The sequence below is a fragment of the Candidatus Egerieousia sp. genome (assembly GCF_056211015.1).
Window position 1 is genome coordinate 1 of the sequence record NZ_JBAELF010000079.1, and the last position, 18,359, is coordinate 18,359.

Below are 18,359 nucleotides of genomic sequence, written 5' to 3' on the forward strand. Positions count from 1 at the left end.
CGCGGGCCTCTTTCTGAGGCAGACCGCAGATGGCGGGGGTGGGGTGGAGGGCCGATACGATTTCTCCCAACTTGCTTTCAGACGCTTTGAAGTGGATGTCGGTTTTCAGGTGCAGAAGATGCCCGGCCTGTGAAGTATACGGACCTTCCTTTCTGATTTCAATGGCAAAGGGTAGCAGCGATTCAGTTATGAACCGTTCCACTACATTCTGCTCCGCTCTGTTCTTGCTGTCCCAGATATTTAATCCGGAGCCATCTGCCGATGATTCCAATGAACCACCGTTTATGGTGCCTGCGAGCGCAACGGTATGGAATTCACCGTTATGATATTCAATCAACGGCTCAGGAGTGGCTACAAGCCAGGTTCCGGAAATGTCTGTATGGTGGAGCATCACCATTAGATGCGGATACATTGCACATGCCTTGAGGAATAAATCCTTCAAGCAGGCAGGCTCCTCAAACTCTATGCCTCTGCTTCTTGAAAGCACCAGCTTGCGGAATCGTCCGTCACAAACCGCTTCATGGAATGAGGCGAACACTTTTTCGTATTCGGAAAAATCCTTTGCGTAACATGGCTGGGATTCCTCAGCCCCTGGGGTTACTGGCATTTCCCCTGATTCAATTCCAATGGTAACAGGGTGGCTGGAAAGATTTTCGGCAGGTATCAGAACTATCGCTGTGGAAGATGATACTGAAAAAGGGGCAATGATAAAGCCCGTAGCGTTTCCTGCCTCTGATATGTCCTTGAGGACCGTTGCGGGAGCAGAAGAGCTTACTTCCACATATTCATTCTCACCTGGGAGCCTGTAGTATGCAAAGCAGCCGTTCATGCCTTTTTCTCCAGAATCAGATTTGTAACGCTGATCAGGCTCACAAGTTCTCCCTGCTCATCCTTGACCTCCACCTGCCAGATATGTGTCTTTTTACTGCGATGGATTATCCTGCCGACTGCAGTTACAGTTCCCCCTTCCCTTACCGTGTGCACGTGGCTGCAGCTCACATTCGTGCCGCAGGGAAAGCTGCCGGGGCAGAGAATTGAGGAGCCCAGGCCGGCAAGAGTTTCGGCAAGTGCTATTGTGGCACCGCCGCTGAGCATGCCGTATGGTTGTGTATGACGCTCGTCCACAGGCATTCTGGCCATGATGGTATCGGACTCGGGAGTTGAAAGGAACTCCATTCCCAGAGTGTTGTGCAGACCGTTGTTTGAAGAATTGAGTATCTTGAGACCAGAGTTAATTTCCATGTATCCTGCATTTCATGCTATGCAAAATTAGCAAAATAAAGTTGAACGTCAAATTCTCGGACGCCCGGATCACTCCGGCCGAGAAATGGTCATATTTTCGGCTAAAGTGCTGGAAATTCACAGTTTCGCCGAAAAACGTTGATATTTCGGCCGTTTCGCTGAAAACATCCGAAAAAGTGCCTGTTTTTCGGATGTGGTTCAGAACATCTGTTCGGTTGTGTTTTATCAATGATAGTGCCCGGTGATTTTGTTGAACGAAAAGGGTTAGTAGCCACAATTTGCGCAATATTGTGGACACGAACAGCAATTTGTCCACAAATGTCCATGATTTGTGGATAAACAGGTGATATAGTTACACTTATTCCACAAAAACCAAGATTATGTGGCCGTTTCATCATTGTTGTCCGCAATAATACGAATTTTTGTTTTATAGATGCTATGAAGTATGCCAGATTTGCTTTACGGTTCTGAAACTATTTTGCGGAAATATATTGTTTATGTTCGGGGTGCAGAAACGGGTGTTCCCGTTTAAGGAGTGTGTGAGCCTTCGGGCGACCAAAAAAGATGTGAGTCCCTATAAAAAGACTAAACCCGAATGTTTGATTGCTCAGGGACATCCGGGGATTACGATGCAAATGTAATGATTATTTTTATCTTTGCAAAAGGAATCTTGATTGAGGCGTATGAATTATCCTGAATATGAAAGAGCTTTTTCGGCCGCAAGACTTAATAAATATCTGATAGCCTGCGGGGGCAACACCGCAAAAGCCCTCATCCTTTATCGGCATAATGTTAAGTTGTGCCAGAAGTTTTACGGAATGCTGAACATCTTTGAAGTAATTCTCCGGAATGCCATCAATGAACATTACAAGGCGTATTTCAATGATTCGGACTGGATCCGCAGTCAGCTTGCACCTGGCGGGATGCTTTCGCTGCATCCACAGAAAACGATTGTTGACAAGACCATCGCAGATCTTACTGCTACCGGAAGATATACCAATGATCGCATTGTTTCATCCGTCACATTCGGATTCTGGACATATCTTTTCACAAAGAAGCCTTTCAGACTTGGCGGCCAGAGCTTGTTGAGAATTTTTCCAGCAAAAGCAAACGGGCTCGGACAAAGAGCAATATATAACGAGCTGATGGCTGTCAAGAATTTCAGAAACAGGATTGCACATCACGAGCCGATATGCTTTGACTCAACCGGAAGGAAAAACATCGGCCTTGCGAAAGACCTCTACGATCTCATTGTACGTTATGTCAATTTCCTCGGATACCCTGAACATCATCTTTACTTCGGCCTTGATGTCCTGCCTGACTCGGTTCTGGAACGCATTGACAGATTATAAAAAGCTCGGGATTATAATCAGCACTTGCCAAACACGTGAGTTTACTGGTGCCCCGTTTTTGAAGGGGGAATTGCTATATCTACTTATATTTAAATTTATAAACTAATAAATTAGTTTGCAACTTTAATAAATAGTTGTATATTTGCATCGTTAATTCTATTCAACCATGCCTACAAAAAAACAATCACAGTTCAATGAACTCACAAAAGCCGAACTTGAAATAATGCAGATAGTTTGGGAAATCAACAAAGAATTCATAGTAAGGGATGTTCATGACAAATTCAATGAGCCAAAACCAGCATATAACACTGTTTCCACTATAGTCAGGATACTGGACAGCAAAGGGTTCCTGGTTCATAAATCATACGGCCGTACCAATGTATACCAAGCGGCTGTTTCAAAAGAAGAATACACCAATTCATATATGCACGGCGTGCTCTCAAATTTCTTTGACGGTTCGTTAAGCAGATTGGTAACTTTCTTTTCACAGCGCAAGGACATTTCCTTAAAGGAAGCTGATGAAATTCTTGAAATAATGAATCAACTTAAACAGAACTGATATGTCCCATATTTTGATTTATATTGCCGAATCCATAGTTTGTAGCGGACTGTTCCTGCTCCTGTATCATATATTGATTTCCAAAAAGGCCAATTACCGCTTCTGTCGCAGATATCTGATAACCACATTAATCATTTCCTATATAATACCGGCTGTGAATATTCCTGTTTATATTCATAACACAGATTCTCAATTTGTATCATATTTCATCGTTCAGAATAATGATAAAGCACCAATACAAAACTTTGTACATCCAGAAGTTGGGAAAGAACAGACTGAAGATATCATCAATGGCGGTACGGATATTCATAATTCTCAAATAGAAATTAACTGGACGTCAATAATGATATATGTTTATATTACAGGCGTTTTAATATCAATATCGTTATTGGTGATCTCCTTTGTTCAAATACGCAAATTGAGAAATAAATCACACGTGGTCAAATACGGTCTTTATTATCTTGCCGAGAATCAGGACGTTTCAACTCCTTTCAGTTTTTTGCGGACTATATTCCTTGCAAATGATTATGAGGAGCATGAACGCACTCATCTCTTGAAACACGAGATAAGCCACATCAAACACAGGCATTCTCAGGAGAAAATTTTAATTTCGTTAATCCGCTCATTTCTATGGTTCAATCCATTCGCCTGGATGTCAGAGAAAAAACTTGAAGAAGTGCAGGAATGGCAAGCAGATCAAGATGCTCTGTCAAACTCAACTGAGTTAGAGGAATATCAAAATACAATAATAAAACTGCTATTTGGACTGAACCCTTCAGCATCATTGGGACTGAACAATTCTTTCACTAAAAACAGACTATTACATATGAGAATGAGAGAACAGAAAAATCATGGAAAATCAGTAAATATTGCCACATTGTGTCTGGCGCTATTATGCATTTGTCTTTTCAGTGTCAAGCCAATAGCAAACGGCTATGCGGCAGGTAACGGAAGCATTTCTGTTTCAAACCAGAAGTTGGATTCTTCTGCAAGGGAACAACTCAAGATCCTATACCTTATTGAAGAAGACAATAGATTAATTATATATGCTGATAAAGTTCCTGACAATTGCACATCAGACAACGTTTCGTTCTTTCACTATTCATTTGAAGAAAAAATCTGGCTTAGGCGTCCAGATGAAAGGGGAGGAATTGAAATCTACAAGAATCTCAATGATATGAACAAACGATGTGTAATTGCAGTCAATGGTTACAAGTTCGCCGAATCAACAAAATCAAGGAAACTTTACTGGGTAAATGAAAACACTTGGATATACATTGACAACAAACTGGCATCTTTACAAGAGTTCCGTTCAATTGATGAGTCAGGATGCATTGGAATAGCATATTATCGTGCAAGAAAAAAATCAGGGCCATCATTGGTTTATGTAGTAACCACTAAGGACAGTAAACCTTTTAATAATTTTCAAATGTATAATTATGATGCAGCTATTGATTATCCAGGGGCTGATTTGCCGGAATTCGAAAATTGTTGTGGTGAACGTGTGTTAGAAGAAAGTTTCATCGTTCAATGTTATGATCGGAATGTTGCAGAACCGGAAATCAATTTTGCTGTCAATGGCCGGCTCACAGACTTTGAAAATTTCTTGTCATCCACATCATCAGTATTTATCTTGCGAGGCAAGACAGCTGAACAAAGGTACGGGGCTGGAATAAGAGCTGTTGCTGAAACCCGTTCTTCACGATACTCTATTTCTTTAAGATTCCAAATGATTAAAAACGAAGCTGTTCCTTTTGTTAATGGTAAACAGATATCCTTGGAGAAAATACCTGAATACATTGCGAAATACAAACGTAACTGTGAAAAGCTCAACATCGACTTATATATGCACATTGTATATAACCACTTTGTTCCTGCAGAGATCATAGAAACAGTTAACACCAAATATATACCTGATGATCCGAATGTACTTTTTGCTGTAAATTATTGCTACTAATCACTACCACCGTCCATCAATTATTTTGCGGTAATGATATCTTTTATGTTCGGGGCGCAGAATCAGGTGTTTTGCACCCCGAAGATAGCAAATAGCTGGTTCCGGGGGCGAAAACGGCTTTTTTGCACCCCGATGGTGTTGCAAAGAGAGTTCCGGACACGGAATCAGACTTCAAGAAGGGGGGATTTGCCATGCTGTGGCATGCCACATCCCTTGCTCCTCGCCGGAGGGGCCCTTGCAAGATGTCACAACGGAGTTCCAATGAATTACGCGGCTGCCGCCGCTATTTTGTTAATGTCAGAGCCCTGGGCAAGCGAGCTTGCCCGGGCTCTGACATTAACAAAATCAGCCTCGCTTTGCGAGGCTGATTCATTGAATTTCTGTTGTTTATCTTGCGGAAAGAAGGGGATTCGAACCCCTGAACCGGTTTTGCCGGTCACACGCTTTCCAGGCGTGCCTCTTCAGCCACTCGAGCATCTTTCCAGAATTATGGTTCACCGTTTTGTGGAAACCTTTCTGCAAATATAGTCATAATTGTTGTTATTGGTTATCTTTGCAATATAAGATTATATACATTTGATATTATGGTTAGGATTTTCTTGAAAAATGTATTGATGGCGGTAACTCTTTGCCTGATGGCAACATTGTTTTCCTGCAAATCGGAAATCGTTGATCTGCCAAGGGCGGATGTGAATCCGGTGATTGAGAAACAGATAGACGATTTCGTGGCAGCTTGTGATGCTGCACGGGATTCTGTGGATCACATCACTGTTCACAGTGTGATGCTCGTTCAGCACGGAAAGGTGATTGCTCAAAGATGGCTGAACGGAGCTTCCGAGGACCAGCCGCACGTAATGCATTCAGTAAGCAAGACTTTCACGGCCATTGCTTGCGGTATGGCAATCGAAGAAGGCAAACTCAGGCTTGAAGATAAGGTCGTTGATATTTTCCCCGAACAATTGCCGGATACTTTGAGTGAGAATCTCAAGGCAATCACTGTAAGGGATCTTCTTACAATGACCTGTGGTCAGGCGCGTGAGGCAAGTGCCGTAAGGGAAGGAGACGGGGATTGGGTTACAGGCTTCCTCGCAGCTGATGTAGAGTACGAACCCGGAACATATTTCGCATACAATTCGTTGGGTACCTATATGGTAAGCGCCATGATCCAGAAAGTCACCGGTGAAAAGATGAATGACTATCTGAACAGCAGACTTTATGAGCCGCTTCACATTGAAAAGCCGGTTTGGGAGGAAAGTCCTCAGGGTATCAATTGCGGAGGTTGGGGCCTGTATATCAAGACGGAAGACATGGCAAAAGTCGGCCAGCTGCTGCTTGATAATGGCCAGTGGAACGGCAGACAGCTCATAAGCAGGGAATGGGTTGAAGAAATGACAGGATATCAGGTTTCAACCAAACGTCCTGTTGACAAGCGGGCAGACTGGACCCAGGGCTACTGCTATTTCATGTGGTGCTGCACACATGACGGTGTCCGTGCCGATGGCTCTGAGGGGCAGTACATAATTGTCCTCCCGGATCTGGATGCCCTGATAGTACTCACTTCAGATTCATCGCTTTATCAGCCATACCTTGATATAGTCTGGGAATACCTGCTTCCTGCCCTGGAAATGGAAGCCTGATATAAACATTCGATTGGATAATGGAAAAATATACTTTCAATTTTGAGGTTCCGAGTTACATGTCGGACATAAAATACCGTCTCAGGGCTGTTTCATTCATGGAACTGGCTCAGAATGCCGCAGGCAAGGGAGCGGATTCCATGCATTTCGGCGATTCCGATCTCAAGCCTTTGAATGCCGTGTGGGTGCTTGCAAGAATGCAGTTGCGCTTCATTGACACTCCACACAGGTATGACAATGTTGAATTCCAGACCTGGCACCGTGGTCTTCAGGGCGCACAGTATCTGAGGGACTATCAGATGGTCGATAATGACGGGAAAGTGCTTGTTGCGTCCACAAGTTCCTGGCTCATAATGGAAAAGACACAGCGAAAGATGCTGTTCGGTCAGATTCTTCAGGATTATATCCCTTCAGAGCCGCAATGTGATGAAAAGTCAATAGAAAAGGTCTGCCCCAAAATAACCATACCTGCCGGCTTGGAAATGCAGCACGCAGGAACTCATCCTGTATGCTATTCCGATGTAGACTATAACATTCATGCAAACAACACAAAGTACGTTCAATGGGCTCTTGATGTGCTTCCACAGGAATATACGGTGAACGGGAATCTGAAGGAACTGCTTATTAACTTCAACCGTGAAGCGCACCTTGGAGAGGACGTGAAGCTTTTCCTTGGCACCAGAACAATGGAAGAGCACAGCGAGCACTTCGTGGAAGGCCTCTCTGAAGACGGCCAGCAGATTTTCATCTGCAAACTCATCTTTTCATAAACAATAATTCCATGAAAATAGTCCACGCATTATATTTCAGCGCAACCCAGACAACTTCCACCATTGTGAAAGCCATTGCGGAATCCATTTCCAACACTCTTTCACTGCCGATGGTTACAGAAGATATAACAACTCCTTCCCAGCGTACAGCCGCAGGCCTGCTGGGAGAGCAGCAGCCTGATACTTGCGCAGTCAAACCTTTGAGTTTCAACGAAAATGATATTGTAATATTCGGTGTACCCGTTTATATCGGACGCGTACCCAATCTGATCAAACCTTTCCTGTGCAGGATTGTGGGAGGCGGTGCTGTTGGCATACCAGTAGTGGTCTATGGCAACAGAAACTATGATGATGCACTGCTTGAATTGCGTGACCTCATGAAAGCCGGAGGCTTTGACTGCGGCGTTGCCGCCGCGGCTTTTTCAGCGGAACATTGCTTTTCAAATGTTCTAGGTGCAGGCAGACCAGATGCTCAGGATCTGGCAGTGGCAAAGGCGTTCGGAGAAAGGATTTGTGAAACCATCGCCGGTGGAAAAAGAAAGGAACTGGAGATACCGGGGAACGTGCCTTACCGTTTCTTCAGCGCTGTGGATGACAATGGAAAACCTTTTGATATCAGGAAGGCCAAGCCTGTGACAGACTCTTCAAAATGCTCGGGATGCGGCGAATGCGTGCGCATGTGCCCTATGGGTTCCATTGATGCGAACAATCCCGCTCTGGTGAATGGAATATGCATAAAGTGCAATGCCTGCGTGAAAAGATGTCCTGCAGGAGCCAAGAGGTTTGAGGATGAGAGATATCTGGAACATCTTGGTATATTGGAAAGAAACTACGCAAATATCCGCAAGGAGCCTGAACTTTTCTTCTAATGGGAAACAAGAATATACAACTGGAATTCCACCCTCTGGCCCTGGATACGCAGCCTTGCATATCGGTGGCGGAAGTTGATGTACATGCCGGATTTCCAAGCCCGGTGGATGATGCATACATGTCGCAGCCGATTGACTTGAACAAGGAACTTGTCAAACATCCCGCCACCTCATATATAGTTCGTGTAATCGGTGATTCCATGACCGAGGAAGGCATTGATGAAGGTGACCTGCTTGTTGTGGACCGTTCCATTTATCCAAGCAGGAACAATGTTTCGGTTGTGATGTACAAGGGAGAGTTCGCCCTCAAGCGCATTGTTGAGAAGGACGGAGAAATCTACCTTATGCCGGGCAACTCGAATTACAAGCCTATCAAGGTTTGCAATTCTGTCGAACTGCGCATTTTTGGCGTAGTCATGTGGGTGATGAAGAAGAAGTTCTAAGCTGTTATCAATGATACTTCATATTGACTGCAATTCGTTCTTCGCTTCCTGCGAGATTTCGTTCAGACCGGATCTCGTGGGCAAGCCTGTTGTTGTAGCCAATTGCAATGAGGCCGGCGGAGGCATAATCCTGGCATTGTCAAAGGAGGCCAAGGCATTGGGCCTTAAGCGTGGAAATCCGGTGTTCAAGGTCAAGGACATACTCAATGCTCACAAGGTTGCCGTGTTCCCGGCAAACCTTCCCAAGTACGTTGACATTTCAAGACGGCTGATGCAGGTTGTAAAGGAGCAGGATCTTGTTCTGAATTTCAAGCAATATTCCGTAGACGAATTCTTTGGTGAACTGCCAACGGATGAGCCTGAGGAACTCAGGAAAACAGCTCTTGAAATCAAGGCACATATTGAGAAATGCACCGGTATTCCTGTAAGTTGCGGCCTGTCGTTGTCGTGCACTCTTGCGAAGGTGGCAACCTGGTATTCAAAACATTATGCTGGATACAAGGGCGTATGTGTGCTGCCGCCGGAAAAGATAGAGACAGCCTTGAAAGGATTTCCCATAGCGGAAGTCTGGGGTATAGGCAGAAGGACAGCGCCAAGGCTTGAAGCACGTGGAATATCCACGGCCCTGCAGTTTTACAATTGTAACCTGTATGAAGTCAGAAGGCTGCTCAACGTGAATGGTGTCAGGACCTGGCAGGAACTGCACGGAACCCCTTCGATTGACATTGAAAACCCGGTGCAGCAGAAGTCAATAGCCCATACACGGACCTTTGCCTTCATGACCGACGACTTGAAGAAACTGCATTCATACATTGCTGAATATGCAGTTGCAGCCGCTCGTAAATTGCGCGACCAACATTCTGTTTGCCAGAGTGTTTCTGCTTTTCTCAGTACCAATCCGCACAGGTATGATCTTGAGCAGTATAACAACTACGATACTGAAAAATTGCCTGTGGCAAGCTTTGATACAATGGAAATCACTCAGGCGGCGGTGCGTGTTCTTGAGAGAATCTACCAGCCAGGATACCAGTACAAGAGGGCAGGCGTTGTCCTCTCGGATATCTCCTACGACAATGCCATTCAGCTTGATCTTTTCAGCTGCGAACCAAAAGACTTGGATAAGTCGGAAAAGCTTATGGGTGTTCTTGATGATATAACCACAAAGTACGGAATGGATTCCGTCAAACTTGCCTCCCAGACATTCAGCAGGCCAGAAGTCAAGCTCAACAATTTACAGCAAAAGAAGAATCAGACTACGGATATCAACGATATCATTACCGCAAAATAGTTTAGCCCGCACCGAACGGCAACTCAGATTGACGTGAAAAACAGAAAAAGCTCCAAGGAGACCTTGAAGCTTTTTTATGTGACCCGCGTGGGGGTCGAACCCACGACCCCTTGATTAAGAGTCAAGTGCTCTACCAACTGAGCTAGCGAGTCATCGTTTGGGATTGCAAAAGTAGTGCTTTTTTTTCATATAGCAAATTTTTCTGCACTTTTTTGGGATATTTTTTTTGCGGAAAATTCACTCCTGCTGCCCCTGAAACTGTATTTACCACACAAATGACTCACTTACAGGGAATAAGCCGTACAGACCTCCTGTGTGAATGAAGAGAATGTTCTTGTCTGTTCCTACGTGATCGTGAAGTATTCCGCCTTCCTTGAGTTCGTTATATACACCGTACATTGCCTTTCCTGTATATACGGGGTCAAGAACAAGACCTTCAAGACGAGCAATCTTCTTGATGAATTCCAGTTCTTCAGGGCGGCTGAGAGCGTATCCGATACCAACATATCCGTCACAGAACTCAATGTGCTCAGGGTTCGGGCCTTCGTTTCCGAACACTTTCCCGGCAAGCGCCTTTTCTTCATCAGAGAAATATCTGATGGCTCCTGGTGCAAGTTTCTTTGCAATGTCGGTGAAATATTGATTGTTGTCGCATACGCAGAAACCGAGCACTCTCTTGCCAAGGCAGAAGAGTTCGTTGCCAAGATAGAGGCCGGAATATGTTCCACCGCTTCCTGTAGCGCAGACAACTGTGTCGAATTTTATTCCGAGCTCCTGTTCCTGCAATGCAATTTCCTTCATTGCTGTGAAATAACCCATTGTGCCTACTTCGTTTGATGCACCCTCCGGAATGATGTATGGCTTGTACCCCTGTGCAGCATAACCGGCTGCCATTTTTTCCATAATCTGCATTCTGCTGTTGCTGTATTCCTCGCGTGTACAGAATCTTACGTCGGCACCCATAAGCTTGTCAAGGAAATAGTTTCCCTTTACAGGTGGCTGCTCCGAGATTCTCAGCAGGACGGCACTCTTGAGGCCCAACTTGGTGGCAATTGCTACGGTGGCGCGGCAGTGGTTGCTCTGTATGCCACCGCATGTGATAAGAAAGTTGCATCCGTTTTCCAGCGCTTCCTTTACGCTGAATTCAAGTTTCCTTATTTTGTTTCCTGAGAATTCGCTTCCGGTCTGGTCATCCCTTTTGATGTAAATGTTGGCTCCTGTTTCCTTTGAGAGTCTTTCTAGTTTCTCAATCCTGGTAGGCAGGTTTGCAAAGTTGAATTTCTTCATTGTATTCAAGTTTTATGATTTTGTCGAATGTTTCTACAAAAATAGGGATTTTTTCGTATTTTTACCTATTCAATCGCTTTCAGTGCCGCTTATGGTGGAAAGTGGAAGATTGAAAAATTTCAGTTACTGATAATCAATAAATTGGATAATCATATGAATTTAAAAACTATCGCAAAGTATGGTATATGTGCCTTTGTGGCCATGACTTTCCTGAGTTCCTGCATCGGCGTTTCAGTCTCAAGCAGCCCGAACAAGTCTGCCACAAATATTTCATACGTACATGATACCATGTATGTTCAGACTGTGGCCAACGGCACATTCGTGTACAATCTGCCTTGCAAGGTGGTGAACATTCATCAGGAGAAGCCTGGCAAGTCAATCCTCTTCCTGTGGTTGCACGGTGGCGTTCACGATGTTGCAAAGCATGATTTGTTCGCATTCAACCATCTTGACTGTGTTGCTGCGGATGACAGCATTCTCAATTATCTTCAGAAAAAGGACATCAAGGCCATTGCTCTTTTCCCTGTATGCCACAGGGCTGTTGATCCTAAGCCTATCGCATGGCGTGACTGCTACTATGAAATAAAGAATATCATAGACGATTATGCTGAAAAAGGCCTGATAGATACTTCACGAATCTACCTTGCCGGTTCTTCCGATGGCGGTACAGGCACCTGGGATTTCGTTGAGACACATCCTGAGGTCTTTGCAGTGGCAATGGCTCAGTCCTGCGGCAGGCCAAGGGAAACCAAAATCCCTGTATTCTTCTTCAACACTTCAAGTGAGCATGACTGCACGGCAGAGGTTGAGAAACTGGCCAGCAGGAATCTGATCACCTATAAATATTGTGCCGACCAGAAGCATGGCGGCGATTCCGCAGAATGTACCGAGGAATTCCTTGATAAGTATTTCTCGTACCATAAATAATACACCAGGTAAATAGTTATACAGAATAATATGAAGAAATTTATTGTCTCGGCTGCACGATGTGCAGTGCTTGCAGCAGCGCTTCTCGTTGGATTCAATTTCGCTGCGCAGGCTGCAGGAAATCCTTTGATTGAGATGAACACCAGCGGTTCACCTATGAAGGATTCGGCCATGGTCAAGATGTCGGAGGAGATCAAGGCATACCTTGCACCTCTGGCTTCCATCAGAGTGCCTGTTTATGTAAAGGAAATCAAGAAAGTGAAGAAGGTCACCCAGGTGCATTTCGCCGATCTGATGAATGATTATCCTTACAGGGATGAAACCATAAAGGGAATGTATGAGATAGCAAGACCATACTTCCCCGGAAAGAAGATAGAGTTGTGGATAAACGGCAAGCCGATAGAACAGATGAAGAGCCGTTACTACTCAAGCCTTGATGAAAACGGTAACCAGCCGAGCAGATACAATCCTCCTAAGAAGAGGAAAAATGCAGCTCAGCCTGCACTTGTCAGCGAGGAGAACCTTCCTTATACTATAACCAAGGGTCTGGCAGGAAGACACATTGGAATGTGGCAGAGCCATGGTTATTATTTTGAGAATAAGCTACAGCGATGGGAGTGGCAGCGGGCAAAGCTTCTTGAAACCATCGAGGACCTTTACACACAGAGCTATGTCCTGCCATTCCTGGTTCCAATGCTCGAGAATGCCGGAGCGGTAGTGCTTCTTCCACGCGAACGTGATATACAGAAGACTGAAATACTTGTTGATAACAACGCATCATATGCTGGATGTGAGAACACAGGACTTTATATGGAGTCTGAAGGCAGCAATGCCTGGAACAACAGTATTGAACCAGGTTTCGCCAATGCACAGAAGGTATGGGAGTTCGGTCAGAATCCGTTCAAGGCGGGTAACTATCGCTGTGCAAAAATGGTAAGGAAAGGCTCCGACCAGAAGGCAAGCACAGTATGCTGGCTTCCTAAGGTTCCAAAGACAGGTGAATATGGTGTGTATGTATCATACGCAAGCCTGCCTAACAGCACCGATGCTGCGGAGTATACCGTTAAGTTCAAGGGAGGCAGCAAGCAGTTCAAGGTCAATCAGAAGATGGCCGGCGGTATGTGGGTATACCTTGGCAAGTTCCTGTTTGATAAGGGATCGGATACGCAAGGAGTATATCTTTCCAATGAATCTGAAAGCAAGAATGCTTCCAAACTTGTTGTGACAGCGGACGGTGTGAAGTTCGGTGGCGGTATGGGTAATATGGCCAGAAGTTCAACATCCGTTCTTCCATACGAAATGGAGCCTGTAACAAGCGGTATGCCAAGATTCACAGAGGGCTCCAGGTATTGGTTGCAGTGGAGCGGTTTTGTGGACTCAATCTATTCATCTACAAATAACGTGAACGATTATCAGGATGACTATACATCACGCGGACGCTGGATAAATGCCCTTGTAGGCGGCTCCGACAGAAATCCAAAGGCACCAGGATACAAGGTGCCGGTAGATCTTTCATTCGCTTTCCATACAGATGCAGGTACATTCAAGGATGATTCAATAGTAGGTACCCTTTCAATCTATACGCGCTTCTCAAACGATTCCGACAAGTACGCAAACGGTGAGGACAGGATGCTAGGCCGTGAATACGCAGATATCGTTCAGACTGAGATAGTTAATGACGTACGAGCTTTGTATGAACCATCCTGGAGCAGGAGAGGGCTGTGGGACAGGTCATATTCAGAATCGCGTACACCTGAAGTTCCGGCAATGCTGCTCGAATTCCTGAGCCACCAGAATTTTGCGGATTTGAAATACGGTCTGAATCCGGAGTTCAGATTCACAGTGAGTCGTGCAATATATAAGGGAATGGTCAAGTTCCTGAGTGTCAGATACCAGACTCCGTACGTGATTGCTCCGCTTCCTGTAAAGGATTTCAGGGCCGAACTCGTTGACGGTGGTGCCCGTTTGAGCTGGGCTCCAAGCGAGGACAAGCTTGAACCTACCGCAGTTGCTAAGCGTTATATTGTTTATACAAGGATAGATGACAATGCATTTGACAACGGAGTTGTGGTTGATTCTCCTTCTTATGAAGTCAAGGGTCTTGAAGCTGGCAAGATTTACTCATTCAAGGTTGAGGCTTTGAATGAAGGCGGTAAGAGCTTCCCTTCTGAGGTTCTCGCTGTTGGAATTCCTGCTGCAGGAAATGTGAACAGAGTTGCCCTTGTGGTAAATGGTTTCACACGTTTGAGTGCACCATATTTCTTCCAGAAAGATACAAGTTTTGCAGGCTTCTATGACAGAAAGGATTTCGGCGTTCCTTATCTTTATGATATTTCCTACATTGGTAGCCAGTACGAGTACAGAAGAAGCATTCCTTGGTTTGACGATGATTCCGCAGGCTTCGGAGCTTGTTACGACGACAAGGCGGATGAAGTTATTGCAGGTAATACTTTCGATTTCGTTTATGCGCACGGAAAGGCCTTGATGGCAAACGGTTACGCATTTGCATCAAGTTCACTTGGCGCTGTAGAGAACGGCAATTTCCTTAACTCATACTATATGGTTGATTTCATCCTGGGCAAGCAGATGCAGACAATGATGGGTAATGGAAAGGTTCCGGTAAAATATGAAACTTATCCGCACGCTCTTCAAGAGAAGATAAGGTCATACGCTCAGGCAGGCGGAAACATAATGGTTTCCGGATCAAGCATTGCAACAGACCTTTGGGACAGCTATAATGTAACCGATGAAGGCAAGAAATTCGCTGAGGAGGTTCTGCATTACAACTGGCTCACTGATTATGCTACCATCACCGGTGCATTGAAATATGCCGGCAACCCTTACGGATTCAAGGGCAGCTATTACTTCACACAGGAGTTCAATGACAGAATATATGCTGTTGAGTCACCTGATGGAATCAATGCTGTAGGAGACGGTGCCTGCATAATTTACCGTTATGCAAACAATGTGCCTTGTGCCACTGCATTCAGCGGTGATTACAAAGTTGTGGCTTTCGGATTCCCGTTTGAGACAATACCTTGCTGCAAGCAACAGGCGGAGCTTATGAAGGAGATTACGGATTTCTTTGCTAAATAGAAATTTGCTACATAATTGCATTCAACAATTGGCGGACGGCTGTAAATGACCTGTCCGCCATATTTTTCCAGAAATCCTCATAATGGGCCATCTGATGGCCGTCAACGTGGTTGTCGCTGATTATCTTCAGGGCAAGGAATGGCATTTTGTGAAGATAGCATACCTGAGCAACTGCCGCACCTTCCATATCTATTGCCAATGCATCTGGATAGAGCTTCTTCTGACGCTCGTCCTCTTCCTGGCTGATATAGAACTGGTCACCTGTGCAGAGCAGACCAGTGCGTGCATTTTCAATATTCGCCTTTGCGCATTCAAGCAGCTGGGGATCGCTCTCGAAATATTGTGGCAGTCCCATCATCTGTCCGAAAGGGAATTTGCTGCCGCACCATACATCGTGGTAGGCTGTGCGTGAAACTATAACGGTTTCTCCTTCATTGAGGCCTTCAACAAAAGTTCCTGCCACACCTATAGAAAGTATGCAGTCCGGTTTGAAATCGCTTATCAGCCTTTCTGTAGCCACTGCTGCATTCACCTTGCCTATGCCGGAAAGAACGCATTTGATATTGCCTCCTTCAGGGAATTCCTTTACCAGTCTGTCCAGTTCCTTCTGCATTGCGCAGATAATACCAATCTTTCTCATATCTTACTCAAGTTTCGCAAGTATTTAATTTGCTACTTTGCAAAAGTAGTTAATTATTGTTAAAATTACATTCCGAAACTCATTACAAAACTATATGAAACGTTCAATCCTTGCCATTGCCGCAGCATTCTCGGTAATGACTTTCATTCCGTTCGGGGCCGTTGCCCAGGAAAACGATGCAGTCGTTTCCAAAATAATCGAGGCTGGAAAAGCCGACAACAAGGTCATGGTTCACGAAGACATGCTTGCCAACAGGATTGGCGGGCGAATAGTAGGTTCCGATGCTTTGCTGCGTGCTGAACAGTGGGTGAAGAAGCAATTGGAGAAATGGGGCTATGAAGTTACGCTACAGCAGGTTGGTACTATGCCTGTAGGCTTCAACCGCGGTCCTTGGTCCGGCCGCATGCTGTCTGAAGATGGAATGGTTCTGCACTTTGGCACTCCTTCATATACCGCCGGTACCAAAGGTCCTCAGAAGGGTCATGTTGTGATAGAGCCAAGAACGCGCGAAGAGTTCCAGAGGATGAAAAAGACTATCGCCGGTGCTTGGGTGCTGATAGGAGGGAAGTCAAACGGATTCGCTCTTGATGGCAGCGCAAAGGCCAATGAAAAGCGCAACGCTATCCTTCAGAAGAACGATTCCATAAGGAAAGTCAACCGTGAAATATGGGCCTGGAACGAAAAACACAAGGATAAGAAGAAAGAGTTGCTCAAGGAGGACCAGACTCCTGCGCTGCTTTACAAGGAAATGGTTGAAGCCGGTGCTCTGGGATTCATTCAATCGGCAAAAGTGCCTATCACTGTGCTGTACAACAGAGCTAACTGCAATGATTTCACTATTGACAGCCTTCCAACAGTCTGCGATATTAAATTGGATTCCAAACAGTATGATATCATCTATGAAAAAGCCTCACGCAGGGAGGATTTCCTTCTTGAATTCGATATAAGGAATCACTTCATTGAGGGGCCTGTACCTTTCAGCAACGTGATTGCAGTAATGAAAGGCAGTGAATATCCGGATGAATACGTGATTTCCGGCGGACATCTTGATTCATACGATGCTTCCTGCGGAGCCATTGACGATGGTCAGGGAGTGAGCGTGAATCTTGAATCCGCCCGTCTGCTTGCCCTTGCAGGTGCAAAATCTAAGAGAAGCATAATGTTTGCAATATGGACAGCGGAGGAATTCGGACTGCTCGGCTCCAAGTACTTTGTGCAGAACAACACTGTGGATATGGAGAAAGTATCCAATTATTTCAACCGCGATGGCGGACCTCAGGTTGCCTCTTCCGTTACTGTGATACCTGCAATGTATGACGATTTTGTAGCAGCTGCAGAAGGTATAAACGATATAAATCCTGATTTCCCTTTTGAAGTGATTAAGAATGAAAGGAAACCTGGACCTCGCCCTACCAGAGGAGGCGGTTCCGATCATGCATATTTTGCTATGAACGGTGTTCCAACGGTAAGTATAAATCTCTCTGATGTAAAGGGCTATAACTTCAGTTACGGTGAAATCTGGCATTCGGAGCGGGATAATTACAATAAATGTATTCCTGAGTATATGGAGCACAGCGCAATCGTGAATGCAATTCTCATTTACAGATTGGCGAACCTTGACCATATTCTCAACCGCACAGGATTGTATTCAGACAAATAGAATTTGTAAGATGGGTTGTACTAACCCCTGCCGGGGAGCCGCAGCGATTGCTGCCGAGTCCTCCAATGTAATGATATAAGAAATACACTGGTTTTGATTAATTTAATCGACAAATTATCTATTAATCAACCAGTGTATGAAGCAATTAAGCTCTATTGAGCGGGCCATCCAGGATGTTCCGTTCTTCGCCGCAAGGTACGATTTTTTTTCGAAAAGACTCGAAAATGAGTCGGCAAGTTCACACACAATCTTCAATTACAGCCATCATCTGTCGCTTTTGTGCAATCACTTTGGCCGTCTGCCGGAGGGAATCTCCGAGTCCGGATACACGGACTACTACAACGCACTGCTGAAAAAGACCGTCTCCGGTTCGCACATGAAGCATGCGGTATACAGCGTGCGCAAGTACTTCAAGGTGTTCGATCTGGAATGCCCGTTGTCCGCAAATCCCCCCATCCCGAAAAGCAAGTCTCTGCCTGTCGTCCTGTCCCAGAGAGAGGTGCGCGCATTGCTGAAGTCCTGCAAGGATCTTCGGGAGAAGGCTCTTCTCGGTCTTCTGTATGACACCGGGATGCGCAAGAGCGAGGTGCTGAACCTCGAACTGGGCGACATCGACTATGACCGCGGGAAGA

General features: G+C 45.2%; 16 protein-coding genes and 2 tRNA genes. 12 read left to right on the forward strand and 6 right to left on the reverse strand.

Going from position 1 to position 18,359, the window contains the following annotated elements; all coding sequences use genetic code 11:
- Both AC06L3_RS05885 and AC06L3_RS05890 read right to left on the reverse strand, forming a co-directional pair.
- On the reverse strand, positions 1-829 hold an 829-nt coding region (locus tag AC06L3_RS05885; RefSeq protein ID WP_475669695.1), incomplete at its 3' end, for a chorismate-binding protein.
- Positions 826-1,242 carry a PaaI family thioesterase gene (locus AC06L3_RS05890; protein WP_475669696.1) on the reverse strand — a complete coding sequence of 139 codons (417 nt, stop codon included), beginning with the start codon at positions 1,240-1,242 and terminating at the stop codon, positions 826-828. The genes AC06L3_RS05890 and AC06L3_RS05885, both read right to left, overlap by 4 nt.
- A 683-nt stretch (positions 1,243-1,925) precedes the next feature.
- Here AC06L3_RS05890 and AC06L3_RS05895 point away from each other — a divergent pair.
- The 3 genes from AC06L3_RS05895 (at position 1,926) to AC06L3_RS05905 (ending at position 5,110) form a co-directional block, all read left to right on the forward strand.
- Complete coding sequence (locus AC06L3_RS05895; RefSeq protein ID WP_475669697.1) at positions 1,926-2,594, forward strand: hypothetical protein; 669 nt, start codon at positions 1,926-1,928, stop codon at positions 2,592-2,594.
- A gap of 166 nt (positions 2,595-2,760) precedes the next feature.
- On the forward strand, positions 2,761-3,153 hold the full coding sequence (locus tag AC06L3_RS05900; RefSeq protein WP_475669698.1) for a BlaI/MecI/CopY family transcriptional regulator: 393 nt from the start codon (positions 2,761-2,763) through the stop codon (positions 3,151-3,153).
- Position 3,154: 1 nt separating this feature from the next.
- Positions 3,155-5,110, forward strand: coding sequence for a M56 family metallopeptidase (locus tag AC06L3_RS05905; RefSeq protein ID WP_475669699.1), 1,956 nt, complete (start codon positions 3,155-3,157; stop codon positions 5,108-5,110).
- Positions 5,111-5,505: 395 nt separating this feature from the next.
- Here the strand turns inward: AC06L3_RS05905 and AC06L3_RS05910 are convergent.
- Positions 5,506-5,593 (reverse strand) — tRNA-Ser (locus tag AC06L3_RS05910).
- A gap of 131 nt (positions 5,594-5,724) precedes the next feature.
- On the opposite strand from AC06L3_RS05910, the gene AC06L3_RS05915 reads away from it, so the two are divergent.
- From AC06L3_RS05915 to AC06L3_RS05935, 5 genes are read left to right on the forward strand one after another with little or no spacing between them, the layout of a single operon-like run.
- Complete coding sequence (locus AC06L3_RS05915) at positions 5,725-6,747, forward strand: serine hydrolase domain-containing protein (protein ID WP_475669700.1); 1,023 nt, start codon at positions 5,725-5,727, stop codon at positions 6,745-6,747.
- Between the two features lie 20 nt (positions 6,748-6,767).
- Positions 6,768-7,517, forward strand: coding sequence for an acyl-[acyl-carrier-protein] thioesterase (locus AC06L3_RS05920; protein ID WP_475669701.1), 750 nt, complete (start codon positions 6,768-6,770; stop codon positions 7,515-7,517).
- Between the two features lie 11 nt (positions 7,518-7,528).
- Positions 7,529-8,386: a 4Fe-4S binding protein gene (locus AC06L3_RS05925; RefSeq protein ID WP_475669702.1), complete on the forward strand. Its 858-nt coding sequence runs from the start codon at positions 7,529-7,531 to the stop codon at positions 8,384-8,386.
- Positions 8,386-8,829, forward strand: a complete 444-nt coding sequence (locus AC06L3_RS05930; protein WP_475669703.1) for a LexA family protein — start codon at positions 8,386-8,388, stop codon at positions 8,827-8,829. The genes AC06L3_RS05925 and AC06L3_RS05930 overlap by 1 nt, the downstream gene beginning before the upstream one ends.
- Before the next feature lie 10 nt (positions 8,830-8,839).
- A complete protein-coding gene (locus tag AC06L3_RS05935) occupies positions 8,840-10,117 on the forward strand; it encodes a Y-family DNA polymerase (RefSeq protein ID WP_475669704.1) in 1,278 nt (425 codons plus the stop codon).
- A gap of 79 nt (positions 10,118-10,196) precedes the next feature.
- Here the strand turns inward: AC06L3_RS05935 and AC06L3_RS05940 are convergent.
- Both AC06L3_RS05940 and AC06L3_RS05945 read right to left on the reverse strand, forming a co-directional pair.
- Positions 10,197-10,269: transfer RNA gene (locus AC06L3_RS05940), tRNA-Lys, on the reverse strand.
- 112 nt (positions 10,270-10,381) lie between these two features.
- A complete protein-coding gene (locus tag AC06L3_RS05945) occupies positions 10,382-11,404 on the reverse strand; it encodes a D-cysteine desulfhydrase family protein (protein WP_475669705.1) in 1,023 nt (340 codons plus the stop codon).
- A 153-nt stretch (positions 11,405-11,557) separates the two neighbouring features.
- Here AC06L3_RS05945 and AC06L3_RS05950 point away from each other — a divergent pair, with 153 nt between their 5' ends.
- Both AC06L3_RS05950 and AC06L3_RS05955 read left to right on the forward strand, forming a co-directional pair.
- Complete coding sequence (locus AC06L3_RS05950) at positions 11,558-12,331, forward strand: prolyl oligopeptidase family serine peptidase (RefSeq protein ID WP_475669706.1); 774 nt, start codon at positions 11,558-11,560, stop codon at positions 12,329-12,331.
- 30 nt (positions 12,332-12,361) lie between these two features.
- On the forward strand, positions 12,362-15,427 hold the full coding sequence (locus AC06L3_RS05955; RefSeq protein WP_475669707.1) for a golvesin C-terminal-like domain-containing protein: 3,066 nt from the start codon (positions 12,362-12,364) through the stop codon (positions 15,425-15,427).
- A gap of 7 nt (positions 15,428-15,434) precedes the next feature.
- Here the strand turns inward: AC06L3_RS05955 and mtnN are convergent, their stop codons facing one another.
- Positions 15,435-16,067, reverse strand: a complete 633-nt coding sequence (gene mtnN / locus AC06L3_RS05960; protein ID WP_475669708.1) for a 5'-methylthioadenosine/S-adenosylhomocysteine nucleosidase — start codon at positions 16,065-16,067, stop codon at positions 15,435-15,437.
- Positions 16,068-16,161: 94 nt separating this feature from the next.
- Between mtnN and AC06L3_RS05965 the strand changes: the two genes are divergently transcribed.
- A complete protein-coding gene (locus AC06L3_RS05965) occupies positions 16,162-17,727 on the forward strand; it encodes a M20/M25/M40 family metallo-hydrolase (protein ID WP_475669709.1) in 1,566 nt (521 codons plus the stop codon).
- A gap of 136 nt (positions 17,728-17,863) precedes the next feature.
- Positions 17,864-18,359 (forward strand): tyrosine-type recombinase/integrase (locus tag AC06L3_RS05970; protein ID WP_475669710.1); only part of this gene is annotated, 496 nt, incomplete at its 3' end.